11 protein-coding genes are annotated in these 15335 nt (G+C 62.7%); 5 read left to right on the top strand and 6 right to left on the bottom strand.

Annotated elements, in window-relative coordinates; genetic code table 11:
• The first annotated feature begins 14 nt into the window (after positions 1–14).
• The 3 genes from ACQZAB_RS03810 (at position 15) to ACQZAB_RS03800 (ending at position 4977) form a co-directional block, all read left to right on the top strand.
• The gene (locus tag ACQZAB_RS03810) at positions 15–1703 is read left to right on the top strand and encodes a hypothetical protein (RefSeq protein WP_428387220.1); all 1689 of its coding nucleotides are present in this window, start codon (positions 15–17) and stop codon (positions 1701–1703) included.
• A 22-nt stretch (positions 1704–1725) separates the two neighbouring features.
• Positions 1726–3069 carry a UDP-N-acetylmuramoyl-L-alanine--D-glutamate ligase gene (gene murD, locus ACQZAB_RS03805; RefSeq protein ID WP_428387219.1) on the top strand — a complete coding sequence of 448 codons (1344 nt, stop codon included), beginning with the start codon at positions 1726–1728 and terminating at the stop codon, positions 3067–3069.
• 336 nt (positions 3070–3405) lie between these two features.
• Complete coding sequence (locus ACQZAB_RS03800) at positions 3406–4977, top strand: sulfatase family protein (RefSeq protein ID WP_428387217.1); 1572 nt, start codon at positions 3406–3408, stop codon at positions 4975–4977.
• A gap of 46 nt (positions 4978–5023) precedes the next feature.
• Here the strand turns inward: ACQZAB_RS03800 and ACQZAB_RS03795 are convergent, their stop codons facing one another.
• From ACQZAB_RS03795 to ACQZAB_RS03770, 6 genes are all read right to left on the bottom strand, one after another.
• A complete protein-coding gene (locus ACQZAB_RS03795) occupies positions 5024–5746 on the bottom strand; it encodes a hypothetical protein (RefSeq protein ID WP_428387215.1) in 723 nt (240 codons plus the stop codon).
• Entirely contained in the window at positions 5743–6639 is an 897-nt protein-coding gene (locus tag ACQZAB_RS03790) for a DUF4114 domain-containing protein (RefSeq protein ID WP_428387213.1), read from the bottom strand. The genes ACQZAB_RS03795 and ACQZAB_RS03790 overlap by 4 nt, the downstream gene beginning before the upstream one ends.
• Positions 6640–6749: 110 nt before the next feature.
• The gene (locus tag ACQZAB_RS03785; protein ID WP_428387211.1) at positions 6750–7394 is read right to left on the bottom strand and encodes a response regulator; all 645 of its coding nucleotides are present in this window, start codon (positions 7392–7394) and stop codon (positions 6750–6752) included.
• Entirely contained in the window at positions 7391–8878 is a 1488-nt protein-coding gene (locus ACQZAB_RS03780; RefSeq protein WP_428387209.1) for a PAS domain-containing sensor histidine kinase, read from the bottom strand. The genes ACQZAB_RS03785 and ACQZAB_RS03780 overlap by 4 nt, the downstream gene beginning before the upstream one ends.
• Before the next feature lie 122 nt (positions 8879–9000).
• Entirely contained in the window at positions 9001–9849 is an 849-nt protein-coding gene (locus tag ACQZAB_RS03775; RefSeq protein WP_428387208.1) for a M48 family metalloprotease, read from the bottom strand.
• 229 nt (positions 9850–10078) lie between these two features.
• Positions 10079–10897 (bottom strand): sulfite exporter TauE/SafE family protein, encoded by an 819-nt coding sequence (locus ACQZAB_RS03770; protein ID WP_428387207.1) that lies wholly within the window; start codon positions 10895–10897, stop codon positions 10079–10081.
• 170 nt (positions 10898–11067) lie between these two features.
• On the opposite strand from ACQZAB_RS03770, the gene ACQZAB_RS03765 reads away from it, so the two are divergent.
• Together ACQZAB_RS03765 and odhB are read left to right on the top strand one after the other, a co-directional pair.
• Positions 11068–13953 (top strand): 2-oxoglutarate dehydrogenase E1 component, encoded by a 2886-nt coding sequence (locus ACQZAB_RS03765; RefSeq protein ID WP_428387205.1) that lies wholly within the window; start codon positions 11068–11070, stop codon positions 13951–13953.
• Positions 13954–14039: 86 nt separating this feature from the next.
• Positions 14040–15335, top strand: a complete 1296-nt coding sequence (gene odhB / locus ACQZAB_RS03760; RefSeq protein ID WP_428387203.1) for a 2-oxoglutarate dehydrogenase complex dihydrolipoyllysine-residue succinyltransferase — start codon at positions 14040–14042, stop codon at positions 15333–15335.

The raw sequence follows: 15335 nt of genomic DNA, 5'->3' as shown, positions 1-15335 counted from the left end.
GCTGGAGCATCGATATGTACCTGAGCATCGGCATCATCCTCTACCTTCTCCTGATGGCGGTCGTCTGGTCGGCCCAGGGACTCTTCTCAGCGGTGCTCCAACTGCTGGTCGTCCTCCTCGCCGGAACCCTGGCGTTCGCCTTCTGGGAACCCATCGCCGTCGGCCTGCTCATGCCCTTCGTCCCCCACCTCGCCTGGGGCCTCGCCCTCCTCGTACCCTTCGCCCTGCTGGTCGTCGGCATCCGCGTCCTGCTCGATACCCTCGTGCCCGGCAACCTCCGCCTGCCCAGCCTCGTCAACTCCATCCTCGGCGCCGCCTTCGGCGCGATGTCCGGAGCCCTCACCGCCGGGATCGCCGTCATCGGCATCGGCTTCCTCCCCCTCGGCCCCAGCCTCCTCGGACACCAGCCCTACGCCATCAATGGCGACGGCTCGATCGCCCCCATCGCCGACCTCTGGGTCCCCGTCGATCAATACGCCGACACCACCTTCCAGATCCTCTCCGCCGGAGCGATGTCCTCCGGCAGCCCGATGTCCCTCTACCAGCCCGACCTCCGCGAGCAGAGCAACCTCTACCGGATGCGCTACGACGAGAACGCCTCACTCGTCATCGGCCCAGACGCCCTCGAGATCGAACGCATGGTCGTCTCCCCACTGCCAGTCGACGGCCTGCCCCTGCCCGTGACAGGCGCGCTCCCGCAAATCACCGAGGCCAACGCCGGACAGCTCGTCCTGATCGATCTCAAAGTCACGAAGGGCACCGGCGCCTTCGACCGCGACGCCACCTTCCGCCTGCCGCCGACGCAGATCCGGCTGCTCGCCGGCCCGCGCGACGGCACCGAAGCCCAGGCCATTGCGCCAGTCGCCTTCTCCCGCCTCACCAACCCCAGCACCGGCCAGCGGACCCTCTACCCCGTCGATGACGACCGCATCTCCGCCGACTCAGCCCAGCCCGAGCAGAACCTCACCTGGGCCTTCGTCATCCCCGAAAGAGACGCACCCCGTTACCTCATGGTCCGCAACCTCCGCCTCAACCTGCCCTCTGGCGACGAAGGCGTCGCCGCCATGGCCGGCCTCATGGGCCTCCCCGAAGCCGAAGTCCCCGAAGAAGGCCTCTCACCGACCCAGCCCAATCCCAACATGGCCGCCGCCAGCGACCGCGAAGGCGTCCGCGCCGGCCACGTCGCCGACATCGCCGAACTCACCAACCGGCTGCCACGCGGCATCAGCCGCAACGCCGCCGCCGGCCTCAGCCTCCGACCCGATGGCGACGACACCGTCATCGTCTCAGGCGAGGCCTCTATCAACCGACCCACCGTCAGCCTCTCCGCACGCACCCGCGTTGACGGCTTCTTCCAGCCCGGCCACATGGCCATGATCCGTGTCCTGCTCGAAGCAGACCAGGCACGATCCACCTTCGGCCGGGCCCGCGCCGCCGCCGCCGCACTCCAGGGCGTCTGGCTCCAGGACGACCGCGGCAACCTCTACCAGCCCTTCGCCTACACACTGCTCAAAGAAAATGGCACCCAGATCATCCGCGCCGACCCCGAGCTCGTGATCCGCTCCGCCACCGAACTGCCCATCCAGCAGATGAGCGATGAGGACGAACTCTACCTCTACTTCCTCGTCCCCAAGGGCACCCAGATCCTGACCTACCACATCGGTAACTCCACCACGCAGGACCTCGTCCTCCTGGCCGAGTGACCCCGACCCTCCGAGTCCCGGCATGACCGAGCTCCGCGGCAAACGCATCACCGTCATGGGCCTCGGCCGCTTCGGCGGGGGCACAGGCGTCACCCGCTTCCTCATCCAGCAGGGAGCCCGAGTCCTCCTCACCGACCAGCAACCCGCCGAGCAACTCACCGACTCACTCCGCCAAATCGCCGACCTCACCCAGACCGGCGCGCTCACCCTCCGCCTCGGCGAGCACCGCGAAGAAGACTTCACCGACACCGACCTCGTCGTCGTCAGCCCCGCCGTCCACCCCGCAACCAACCCCTACACCCAGGCCGCTGCCGCCGCCGACATCCCCCTCACCTCCGAGATCCGCCTACTCATCGAACGACTCCCCACCCGCCGGGTCATCGGCGTCACCGGCACCGCCGGCAAGTCCACCACCGCCTCCATGATCCACCACGCCCTCACCCACCTCGCCAAAGACCGCGTCTGGCTAGGCGGCAACCTCGGCGGGTCACTCCTCAACCAACTTCCGGAGATCCAACCGACCGACGCCGTCGTCCTCGAACTCTCCTCCTTCATGCTCGACGGCCTCCGCGCCGACCGCTGGTCGCCACACATCTCCGTCGTCACCAACCTCCACCCCAACCACCTCGACTGGCACGGCAGCTTCCAGCACTACGCCAACAGCAAACAACAGATCCTCGAACACCAGACCGCCAGAGACCACGCCATCCTAGGACCCAGCTGCACCCCACACCTCCAGCCCCGCACCACCCAACTCGCCTGGCTCGATTCCGTCGACGTCATCGACCACCCGCTGCCACCACTCCGCATCCTCGGCAAGCACAATCGCGACAACGCCCGACTCGCCATCGAAGCCATCGGCCGCCTCGGCTACGACCGGACCCAGGCAGCCCAGGCCCTCGCCGACTTCCAGAGCCTCCCGCACCGCCTCTGTCTTATCGCTGAGAGTCAGGGCGTCCAGTTCATCGACGACTCTAAATCCACCACGCCCGAAGCCGCCATCCTCGCCATCGACGCCATCCTCACCGACCGTCCCGACACCGGTCTCCACCTCATCCTTGGCGGGTACGACAAAGCCATCGACCTCGCGATCCTCGCCCAGGCCGCCAGCCAACGCTGCAAAGCTGTCTACACCATCGGCCAGACCGCCCCCGCCCTCATGGCTCTCCAAACCGGCCCCGCTATCTGGCACCAGGCCGACACCATCGACAACGCCCTCGCCAAGGCCACCCAAACCGCCACCCCAGGCGACGCCCTCCTCCTCTCCCCCGGCTGCGCCTCCTGGGACCAGTTCACCAACTACGAACAACGCGGCCAGGCCTTCGCCCAGGCCATCCAAACCCTCACAAACCCTAGAAGCGCATAAAAAACCCCGACAACGAGTCGGGGCTTCGGAGGAGAGAATCACGATGTCCACCTTTCATACGACGCCGGAGCCCGAGGGTTCGGTGTTTGAGGCGAGGTTTCGTGAGTTTGTAGCCAAAACCCAGTTTCTGAGCCTTCAGGGCCGCTAAACCTGCCAGAAATGGCGATAAAAGCAGCAGTTTCGTCAGATCTGGGCGGCCAGCCAGCCCCGGCATGTTTCAAGGATCCCGCTTAAGAACCCCCAGCGACAAGCAGCAGGCCTGTACAGCCCCAGGCAGGGCTGTCATCGTAAAGCCGCCGTGTCACTCATCTCCAACGCTCAAACTCAGGATCATCCATGAAGCTCCAACACTGGTTCGTCCTTATGCTGACCGCTGCTGTTCAGTGGATCAGCCCCCCACCCTCACTCGCCCAGATCCGCCCGCCCAACATCCTCTTCATCTTCACCGACGACCACGCCGCTCACGCCATCTCCGCCTACGGCTCCACCCGCAACGTCACACCCCACCTCGACCGCCTCGCCGCCGAAGGCATCCTGTTGGAGAACATGTTCTGCGGGAACGCGATCTGCGCACCCTCCCGCGCCACAATCCTCACAGGCGTTCACACCCACATCAGCGGCCAGCGAACCAACCAGGACACCTTCGACGGCTCACAACCGACCCTGCCCAAGCACCTCCAGAGTGCCAACTACGAGACCGCCATCATCGGAAAGTGGCACCTCAAATCCACCCCAACCGGTTTCGACCACTACGAGGTCCTCCCCGGGCAGGGAGCCTATTACAACCCCGACTACATCCACCACACCGAGGGTCGCAGACGATCCACCGGCTACAGCACCGACCTCACCACCGACAAAGCCCTCGACTGGCTCACCAAACGAAACGACACCGAACGCCCCTTCCTGCTGATGCTCCAGTACAAGGCCCCCCACCGACCCTGGCAGCCAGGCCCCAGGGAACTCGAACTCTTCCGAGACCCCGTCCCCGCCCCACCCACCCTCGACGACGACCACGACGGACGCTCAGGCGTCCAGCGATTCGCCGACATGTCCATCGCCCACGACCTCGAATGGGGCTACGACCTCGCCATCGATCACCCCAACGACCAGCAACGCGTCACCTACGCCCAATCACTCGCCCGCATGACCGACGAGCAGAGGGCGACCTACGAGGCCGCCTTCGCCGACGAAAACGCCTGGTACCTGCAGAACGAAGCCAGCCTCACCGAGACCCAGCGCCTCCGCTGGCGTTACCAGCGCTACATCAGCAACTACCTGCGCTGCGTCGCCGGCGTCGACCGCAACATCGGCCGCGTGCTCGATCACCTCGAACAACTCAACCTCGACGACAACACCCTTGTCATCTACAGCTCGGATCAGGGCTTCTACCTCGGCGAGCACGGCTGGTTCGACAAACGCTGGATGTACGAGGAATCACTACGCATGCCCTTCATCGCCCGATGGCCCGGACACATCCCCGCCGGAACACGCAGCAGCCAACTCACACAGAACATCGACATCGCCCCCACCCTGCTGGACGCAGCCGGTCTCCCCATCCCCGACCGCATGCAAGGTCTCTCGATCCTCCCCGTCCTCAAAGGCCAGCAGAAGACCGGGCTCCGCGACGCCGTTTACTACCACTTCTTCGCCTCCGAAGCCTGGCACCACGTCCCCGCCCACTACGGCATCAGAACCCGAACCCACAAACTCATGTACTTCTACGAGCACGACCAGATCGAACTCTACGACCTCTCCCTCGACCCCGACGAAAACCACTCGGTCCACAACGACCCCGCCTACGCCAGCACACTCAGCCAACTCACCACCCAACTAAATGGTCTCCGCAAGCACTACGCCGACAACGAAGGCGAACCATTTAACCCATTCAAATCACCAGATCTGCCTTGAGGATGACTACGTTCGCAGCACAAGTCACATCATCCCAAAGCCGTCTCTAGCTGTTCAACTCGGTATGACTCAATCGCATCCACAGATGACTGACACCCGGCCGTGTCGAGTTACGAGGGCCGAACGACTCGACCCGACCCGTCACCGCGATCTGCTCTCCCAACTCGCAGGTATCCAGGGCCTCAAGCAACACCATGGGAAAGCAGGCCTCGACGTCGAGCAGGCAGACACGGCCGCCCACCAGAAATGACTGTCGTTCCCCTAAGACGCGGATGACCGAACGTGTGCGGTCAATATCTACCCGCTTGATCTTTAGTAGGAGCGATGTTTCTGTGCCATAGGTTTGCTCTTGAAACCACTGCTCAGCCGCTAACTCTCTGGCCTGATGGCCGTTGTCCGGAGTGAGATATCTTGGCGGGATCCCGGCAAGCAGTTCCGGCAACGACACCACAGGTGCTTCAAGTCGTGTCTGGAGCTGCTTCGAAATCGTACGTATCTGGTGACGCAGTTCCTGCAAATCCTGCTGCAGGTGATCAGTGTTTGCGGTGATAGGCAACTCCGAGAAGCCCTGAGAGTTCACCGTCACGGGGGCCAGGATAAGCCCGCCAAGGGTAACACCCAGGCCAAAAAACAGGATCACGAGATGCCTGCGACTCAGCATGAATCGGCCCACGCCTTTCCATCGATGCGGCTTTGTCACCCATGTCTGACGCGAGCGCGACCAGACCTGACCACCATATATTCTCTGTCGAAATCGATGCAGGATCATCGGACACCCCACTTCCGTAGCCCTCTTTCGTACGTCCTCGACGCTCGCCGCCATCTGGATCGCTGCAGCACGAGTCCAAGCAGAATCACACCACCACCAATCATGGCCGGCGGCGTAGGCACAACCACTGCCTCGGGCAAAGATGTGATGTTCTTCTGGCCAATCTCGATGACGGCTACCAGATCGTTGTAATCAAGATCACCACCACCCGGAAGATCCTCGAACCCCAGAAGAAGCTGACCACTGTGACCCGTTCCCAACGCTACGACATGCTGCAATCCGTCTGAATTCTGAGAGACATCCGACGTGTACACCTCGCTGTTGCCGTTGGCGCCATTCGGTATCAGAAACGGGAGCAACGCAGAACCTGCAGGGTAGAGCCCAAGATCAACGTAATCGCCGGGCAGCAACGGCGCTTGTGAAGTACGCCTGCCGGATAGCTGCTGATCGAAGTAGCTTGCGCTGGTCGATGCATCCGGAAAAACCAGAAAACCGTTGTCAGGTCCAAGAGACACCGCATCACCGGGCATGACATCGGGTTTGAAGAAACCAAAGCTGTTCCGGTAGCCCGCGCCCTCTCCAAGAAAATAAACACGCACCCGTGTCTCGTGCTCCAGCACGAGCCGCGAGGGATCGAAACGCATGAGTGGCGCATCCTCAAGCGCCACGCCCTCGGCTAAGCGCTCGTCGACCAGACTCTCCAGGGTTGGTAAGTCGTTTATCAGGAAAGAACGAGACGCCTCATCCGTGCCCCGCAGCATCACCGGTGCAATGGGCTCAAGCCCAAGCGGCCGAGCCTCTGACTGGAAGGGCGACACCTGGCCAGCGGCGGTTGGGGCCGCCAACAGCCAGACAGCAGCTATCGCCAGGATGGGATGCGGGATCGTTTTCATGACAGACTTCTTCCAACAGCGACGAGAAACATAGCCCCCGGCACGCCCGTCCCGTGTAAGAAAAAGTCGTACACCCCCTGTGATAAAGTCTCACCCAAGCGCCGGCTCAGTCAAAGTCGTGTCAAGCCGACGCGAATAGCGAACTTGGTCAAGGCAGGAAGCGTGTGCAGATCCAGCTTATCCATCAGCCGTCCGCGGAACGTGTGTACCGTCTTGGCGCTGATTCCCAGCTTCAACCCTATCTCCTTGGCGTTATGCCCTTCGGCCAGAAGCTGCAGAATCTCCCGCTCGCGGTCCGAAAGAAGCCTGAGACGATCCCGCTCATGCTCGGGGCGGCCATGGATCAGCCCCTGCAGAACATCCCCGGAAATCGCCTCGCTCAGGTAAGTCCGCCCGCTAACCACCGCCTTGACGGCTTCAACCAGTTCGGTCAATGCCGAAACCTTCAACACATAGCCAGAAGCCCCGGCTCTCAACGCTTCTGTCACGAACTCAGGCTCCTCGTGCATCGAAAGCACCAGCACGCGTGTCACGCCATCGGTGGCGTCGATGATTCGCTGCGTCGCTTCGATCCCGTTCATCTCAGGCATCGAGATATCCACGATGGCCACCTGAGGCAATCTCTGCCTGGCAATCTCTACCGCAGACCGCCCCTCACTGGCTTCAGCCACCACCTCCCACCCCATTTCCTGCTCCAGGCAGTGCCGCAGCCCATCCCTCATCAGCTGATGGTCATCAACAAGAAGAATCCTCACGCACACCCCTCCTCCGAAGCATGATCAGCATCTTCTGACAGCGCGAGCTTTAGCACCGCACGGGTTCCCTGTCCTGGCTTCGAATCGAGATCCAGCACCCCGTGCATCGCTTCCATCCGTTCCTTGACGCTGAACAGACCAAAGCCCGCATTCTCCAGCCGATGCGAGGCATCATCAGGATCAAATCCCAACCCGTCATCGGCCACCGTAATGGACAGCCTCACTGCTTGTATCTCAACAATGACACTGATGTGTTCCGGCTGAGCATGTCGTATCGCGTTATAGATCAGCTCCCTTGTCGATCGGTAAAGAACAATCTCCTGCTCACGCGCCAGACGCTTCATCTGTCCAAAGACATCAATGCTCACCTGCCTGCCATGAATTTCTGAAAGCCGGCGAACCAGTGAATGGAGGGCAGGGATCAACCCGAGTTCATAAAGAGCAGCGGGAGAGAGATCCTGTGTCAGCCCGCGTACCTGACGGATCGAGTGCTCCAGAAGTCGCTTGGCCGTCTGCAGGTCCTCGCGGTTGCTGTCCGATGCAGCGGCCTGCACATGCTGGCAGGCGATGGCAAGTGTCTGCCCAATCCCATCGTGCAGCGCCTGGGCCATCTCACGACGCTGATTCTCCTCAACCACCGTCAACTGTGAGGCCAGACGCTGCAGCGCCTGGCTGTGCTCTGCGACGAGCTTTTCTGACTCTCGCCGCCTGGTGACGTCGCGCGCAATGGCCAGAACAAGCGGCCGCTCCTCCAGACTGAGCAGACCCAGACGTATCTCAGCGGGATAAGTGGAGCCATCGGCTCGGGTATGTTCGCCCTCAAGAGCCACGATGTCCTTCTGGTCGAGTCCTCGCCAAACCGACAGCAGCTCCGAAGTCGGGACGCCCCGCTCAATATCCTGAACGGACATGTGAAGGAGTTCATCTCGGGAATAGCCGAGGCTCTCACAAGCCCTGGCGTTGACCTCAACAATCATGCCCGCCGCATCGTGCACAAAGACGGCATCCGACATCTGCTCCACCAGACTCCGGTAACGCGCTTCGCTGCGTCGGAGGGCTTCGAGGGCCAGTTCACGCTCGGACACATCCCTGAGCATGGCCGTGAAATACTGCTCATCCCCACTCTTCCATGCCGAGACCGTCAACTCTGCAGGAAACTCCTCGCCATTCGACCTCACAGCCGAGAGCTGAAGCACCTTGTCCAGCACTTTGGCCTTCCCGGTCGACAGATACCTCGCCATCCCCGCCTCGTGAGCCTCGTGAAAACGCTCGGGCATGATGAAAGTCAGAGAGCGTCCGACAGCATCTGTTGGCGTAACACCGAACATCCGTGTCGCACCCTGGTTCCATTCGACAACCTTGCCAGAAGCATCTGCGGTGATGACCGCGTCGTGAATCGAATCCACCAGCGTGGCCATCCGCAACGTGTCGAAGACGCGACTGTTCGTCGGCGAGTCACTTCTGTTCGGATGCTTGTCTTCCACACCCCCAATCTATCTGATTCTTCTAAAAAGCACCCCCGCCACGAGGGCGGGGGCACCGGAGAAGGGACTGAGGAGATGGGTCGCAGGCAGCATCGGTTGGGCTGGCTGGGGTTCTAAGAGATCTACGCTGCGTAGAGGTCCGAGGTTCGCAGTTGTTCGAGGGCCTGGATCCGCTTTTCGGTCGCGGGGTGGGTGGAGAACAGGCTCGAGAAGCCGCCACCCGAGAGCGGCTGGACGATGAACATGTGGCTTTGGGTCTCCGAAGCGCCCTGCAGCGGGACCCGCTTGGCGTACCCGTCGAGTTTGCGCAGGGCTCCGATCAATCCGTTGGGCGTCCCGGCGATGTGGGCGGCATCGGCGTCGGCGATGAACTCCCGCGAACGGCTGATCGCCATCTGGATCAGCGCCGCGGCGATCGGGGCCCCCACGATCATCAGCAGCACCATGATCGGGTGCACGCCCTGCCGGTTCCCGCCAAAGATCAGCAGCCACTGCGCGGCGTTGAGCGTACCGGCGATCACCGCGGCGATCGTGCTGATCAGTGTGTCCCGGTTCTTGATGTGCGCGAGTTCGTGGGCAATCACGCCCTCGAGTTCGTCGAAGCTGAGTAGTTGCAGCGCCCCGTGGGTAACAGCCACCGCGGCGTTTTTCGGGTTCCGGCCGGTGGCGAAGGCGTTGGGGGCCTCCTGCGGGCAGATGTAGACCTTCGGCATCGGCAGGTTGGCGTTCCGGGCCAGACGCTCGACCATCGTGATGAGTTCGGGGGCGTGTTTCTCGGCGGGCTGCCCGCGCATCGCCGAGATGGCGATCTTGTCGCTGAAGTAGAACGAGATCACGGCCCCGAGCCCGCCGAAGAGGGCGGCGATGATCACGCCCCGCGGCCCGCCGATGACGGCGCCGAGGGCGATGATGAGGCCGAACATGAGGCCGAGGAGGATGGCGGTTTTGAAGTGGTTCCAGGTGGCGGTCATCGCGGGTCGTCCTTGTGAACGGCGGTTGGGCGGGGAGCCGCTGCGACTCGGATGGTCGCCCAACCCTGGTGCTTCTTGCAGCAATCAATATGCCGTATGGGGCTTTTCGGTTCGTAGGGGCACGCAGGGCTGGGTTTTGGGGTTTTTGGCGGCGCAGAGATGGGACAGAATCGGGCCTGAATTGGTCTGAGCCGGCTCGAAACGGGTCGGATTCGTCGACTTTGAGGGTTCAAAGAGCGGCCATTCGCCAGGCTGAGACGGCGAGGATGAGAATGAGCGCGATTCTGACCTGCCTGATTGGCAGTTTGTGGGTGAGTCCTGCTCCGAGGCGGCCGCCGATGGCGGCGGTGGGTGCGAGGAGGGCGGCGAGGAGGAGGCCGTCGGTGGTGGCGAGTCCGTGCTGGCTGAGGGTGGCGTTTTTGGCGACGGCTCCGATGGTGGCGGAGAGGCAGATGACGGTGGCGGAGTTGGCGATGGCGTTGCGGAGGGGGATCGAGAGGAGGGCCTGTTGCATGGGGACGGCGACGGCCCCGCCGCCGATGCCCAGGAGTCCGGCGATGAGGCCCATCGCGCCGCCTGTTGCGGAGGCTTTGGTGGGTGTGATGCGGGAGGAGATGGCTTCGATCTGGGTGGTTTTGGGTTGGCGGAGGCGGTGGATGTTGAGGGCGATGACGTAGATCTGGAAGAGGGCGAGGAGTCGTCCGAGCCAGATGCCGCCTTGCTGGCCTTCGAAGACGGGGAGGTTGCTGAGGGCCACGCCGGCGAGGACGGCGATGGCTGCGGTGGGGAGCATCCAGCGGAGCATGTCTGGCATGGTGGCTCCGGCTTTGTGGTGCCGGAGGGCGCTGGGGACGGCGACGGCGACGTTCACGGCCATGGCGGCGGCCTGGTAGAGGTGCTGATCGGGTCCGTAGGCGAAGGTGAGGACGGGGATGAGGATGAGAGAGCCGCCGACGCCCAAGAGCCCGCCGCTGATGCCGGCGATGAAGCCGAGGGCGGCGACGACGAGGAGTCCGATGGAGGTGGTTTCGATCCAGGGCTCGGCCATGTGGGCTTTCGGTGGGTTGGGGTGTCGCGAAGTTGCGGCAAAGAATGTTGGAGGGTGTGATTAGGGGGGTATGATTGCTAACGGGAAGCCATCTTGCACAGGACAGCCTTGCGGAGCCGATCTAGGTGAGAAAGCCGGCGGCTGATCGTCGTCTGGCGGAGAGCGAATTCATGGCATCAGCGACAGCATCGGATTCGGACCAGCCCCTGCCCTCTTCTTCTGGTTCGGGCGGGGGTTCGGGGGCGTTGGATGGCGGGAGTCTGGCTTACGCGGAGGCGTTGTACGAACAGTATCTGGTGGATCCGGGGTCGGTGCCTGCGGACTGGGCGGCGGAGTTCGCGAGCTGGCAGACCAATGGTTTGGCGGAGCGGGAGACGTTGTCGCCGCGGTTCAAGCCGGCGAGCATTTTTCACGGTGGGCCGAGCGGTTCGGGGCCGGGTGCGGCGGTCGCGGCGGCGGACTCGTCGAGTGTGGGGCTGCAGCACCATGTGGACAGGCTGATCCGCAACTACCGGGTGCGTGGCCACATCATTGCGAAGATCGATCCCTTGGGTGAGGAGAACGCACGGCCGGATGAATTGACGCTGGACTTCTATGGGTTGTCGGAGGCGGATCTGAATCGTCGGATCACGAGCACGTCGCTGCCGGGGAAGAACACGTGGCTGGTGCGTGAGGTGCTTGAGCTGCTGGAGCAGACGTACACGCGGGCGGTGGGTGCGCAGTTCATGCACATCGACAATCTCGAGGTGCGTCAGTGGCTGCAGAACCGGATGGAGTCGACGCAGAACACGGTGAAACTGTCTCGCAAGGAGCAGCTTCGGATTCTGTCGCGGCTGACGGATGCGGTGATTTTTGAGGAGTTCATCCAGAAGAAGTTTCTGGGGGCGAAGAGTTTTTCGCTGGAGGGTTCGGAGAGTCTGATTCCGTTGTTGGATCTGACGCTAGAGAAGGCGGGCGAGCAGGGGATCGTGGAGGTGGTGCTGGGGATGGCGCACCGGGGGCGACTGAACGTGCTGCACAACATCGTGGGCAAGAGTGCGCATCGGATCTTCCGTGAATTTGAGGATTTGGATCCGAAGCTGTACCTGGGTGGCGGGGATGTGAAGTATCACCTGGGTTATTCGGGTCGTTGGCGGACGCGGGCGGGTCAGACGGTGCATGTGTCGCTTTGCTTCAACCCGTCGCACCTGGAGTTTGTGAATCCGGTGGCGCTGGGTCGTTTGCGGGCGAAGCAGGATCGTTCGGATCTGGGGACGCGTGGCGAGAAGAGCATGTGTCTGCAGATTCATGGGGATGCATCGTTCGCGGGTGAGGGCGTTGTGCAGGAGACTCTCAACCTGTGCAACCTGGAGGGGTATTCGACGGGCGGGACGCTGCACGTGGTGCTGAACAACCAGATCGGGTTTACGACGAGTCCGGGTGAGGGGCGGTCGACGCGATATGCGACGGATGTGGCGAAGATGCTGCAGATCCCGATTTTCCATGTGAACGGTGAGAATCCCGAGGCGGTGGCGGCGGCGGTTCGTCTGGCGATGGATTTCCGGATGGCGTTCAAGCGGGATGTGGTGATCGATCTGTACAGCTATCGGCGGCGGGGTCACAACGAGGCGGACGAGCCGGCGTATACGCAGCCGAAGATGTACCGGGCGATCCGGTCGCGGCCGTCGATTCTCAAGAGCTACACCGAGGAGCTGGTAAAGCTCAACGGGGTGTCGGCGGAGGATGCGGAGCGGATCTCGAAGCGGCGGACACAGATGCTGGAGAAGGACCTTGATGCGTCCCATGCGGAGAGTTATTCGCTGACGCATGAGTTCGAGCTGAATGGTTTCTGGCAGGGGTATGTGGGCGGGACCGAGAAGACGGTGGCGGATGTGGACACCGGGCTGCCGGTGAAGGAGCTCAAGAAGCTGCTGAAGGGGATCAACACGTTCCCGGAGAGTTTCCAGACGCATCCGAAGCTCAAGCGTTTCCTGGCGGCTCGGGACGAGATGGCGGCTGGCAAGAAGCCGGTGGACTGGGCGACGGCGGAGGCGTTGGCGTTCGGGTCGCTGGCGGTCGCGGGTCACCACGTGCGGCTGTCGGGTCAGGATTGTCAGCGGGGGACGTTCTCGCATCGTCATGCGGTGCTGCACGATGCGGAGACGGACGCGACGTATATGCCGCTTAATCACCTGGCGGAGGATCAGGCGCAGGTGGATATCTACAACAGCCCGCTGTCTGAGGTAGCGGTGCTGGCGTTTGATTACGGGTATTCGCTGGACTCGCCGTCGTCGCTGGTGTGCTGGGAGGCTCAGTTCGGTGACTTCGTGAACGTGGCGCAGGTCATCATCGACCAGTTCATCACGTCGGCGGAGGACAAGTGGCGGCGGTTATCGAACCTGACGTTGTTGTTGCCTCATGGTTTTGAGGGGCAGGGTCCGGAGCACTCATCGGCGCGGCTGGAGCGTTTGCTGGTGCTGACGGCGGAGCACAACATCCAGGTGGCTTATCCGTCGACGCCGGCGCAGTATTTCCATCTGCTTCGTCGTCAGGTGGTTCGTCCGTGGCGGAAGCCTTTGTTTGTGATGACGCCTAAGAGCCTGCTGAGGAATCCGGCGTGTGTGAGCCCGCTGGAGGACCTGGCGGAGGGGACGTATCGGCGGTTTATTCCGGATACGGAGGAACTGGAGCCGGGCAAGGTGCGGCGGGTGCTGCTGTGCACGGGCAAGATTTATTATGAGTTGATGGAGCGTCGGGAGGCGGAGGGACATGACGACGTGGCGATCTGCCGGGTGGAGCAGTTCTACCCGTTCAAGGACCTGATGTTCATGGAGATGCTGGAGGCGTATCCCGAGGGCACGGAGGTGGTGTGGGTGCAGGAGGAGCCGGAGAACATGGGGGCGTGGCCGTTTATGAAGAACCGGTTCCCGGGTTCGATTCGGGGTCGGCATCCGTTTAGGCATATCAGTCGGTTGGCGTCGGCGAGTCCGGCATCGGGGTCGAAGGCGGCGCACCAGCTGGAGCAGGAGGAGGTGTTGTCGCTGGCGTTTGCGGAGGCGGTGGTGCCGACGGCATGAGTTGGCCGGGGTGGGTAGGATTGATGGTGTGACCGGTGGTTGGATTGCTGAACCCAGAGGAGCCCTCGCCGACGAGGGATGCGACCATGTCCGTTGAACTGATCGTCCCGGAAGTGGGCGAGTCGATCACCGAGGTTGAGATCGGTCAGTGGCTCAAGCAGGAGGGCGATGTTGTCAGCAAGGATGACACGCTTTGTGAAATCGAGACGGACAAGGTGACGTTGGAGTTGCCGGCGCCGGCGGATGGGGTGGTGGGGAAGCTGCTCAAGAAGCAGGGTGAGACGGCGAGTGTGGGGGATGTGATTGGCTATCTCGAAGAGGGGGGTGTTTCGGGGAACGGGGCGGCGAAGGCCGAGACGAAACCCGCGGAGACGAAAAAGGAGAAGCCCGCTGAGGCCAAGCAGGAAGCGAAGGCTGCGTCTTCTTCCAAGCCGGCGGCTGAGCGGGAGGCGGCGCAGAAGGTGGGGGACAAGCTGGTGATGCCGGCGGCGGCGGTGCTGCTGGAGAAGCACGGGCTGAGCGCGGCGGACGTGGAGGCAACGGGGCCGGGCGGGCGGCTGCTGAAGGAAGACGTGCTGGCGCATGTGGCGGGTGGGTCGAAGCCAGCGGCGTCGGAGGCTCCGGGGGCGAAGAGCGAGAAGGTGGCGGCTCCGGTGCCGGTGGCGACGTCGGGGGATGCGGCGGAGCTGGAAGAGGTGGTGCCGATGACGCCTTTGCGGCGTCGGGTGGCTGAGCACCTAAAAAACGCGCAGAACACGGCGGCGTTGCTGACGACGTTCAACGAGATCGATATGTCGGCGGTGATGGACCTGCGGGCGAAGTACAAGGATGGGTTTGAGAAGAAGCACGGGGTGAAGCTAGGCTTCATGTCGTTTTTTGTGAAGGCATCGATCGATGCGCTGAAGCAGATCCCGGCGGTGAACGCGGAGATCCGGGGGACGGACATCGTCTACAAGAATCACTATGACATCGGGATAGCGGTGTCGGCTCCGAAGGGGCTGGTGGTGCCGGTGCTGAGGCACGCGGAGCGGATGAGCTTTGCGGAGGTGGAGAGCGGGATCGGGGATTTTGTGACGCGGATCAAGTCGAACCAGCTGCGGCTGGAGGAGATGCAGGGCGGGACGTTCACGATCACGAATGGCGGGATCTTCGGGAGTCTGCTCTCGACGCCTATTGTGAACGCGCCGCAGTCGGCGGTTTTGGGGATGCACGCGATCCAGCAGCGGCCGGTGGCGGTGGATGGGGAGGTGGTGATCCGGCCGATGATGTACACGGCTCTGACTTACGATCACCGGCTGATCGATGGGCGGGAGGCGGTGACGTTCCTGGTGCGGTTGAAGCAGGCGTTGGAGGATCCGTCGCGGATGTTGTTGGAGGCTTGA

It is taken from the genome of Mucisphaera sp., assembly GCF_965279675.1.
Classification (GTDB): Bacteria; Planctomycetota; Phycisphaerae; order Phycisphaerales; family Phycisphaeraceae; genus Mucisphaera.
The sequence above is the reverse complement of the archived record's forward strand: the minus strand, read 5'-3'. Positions and strand labels throughout refer to the sequence as shown.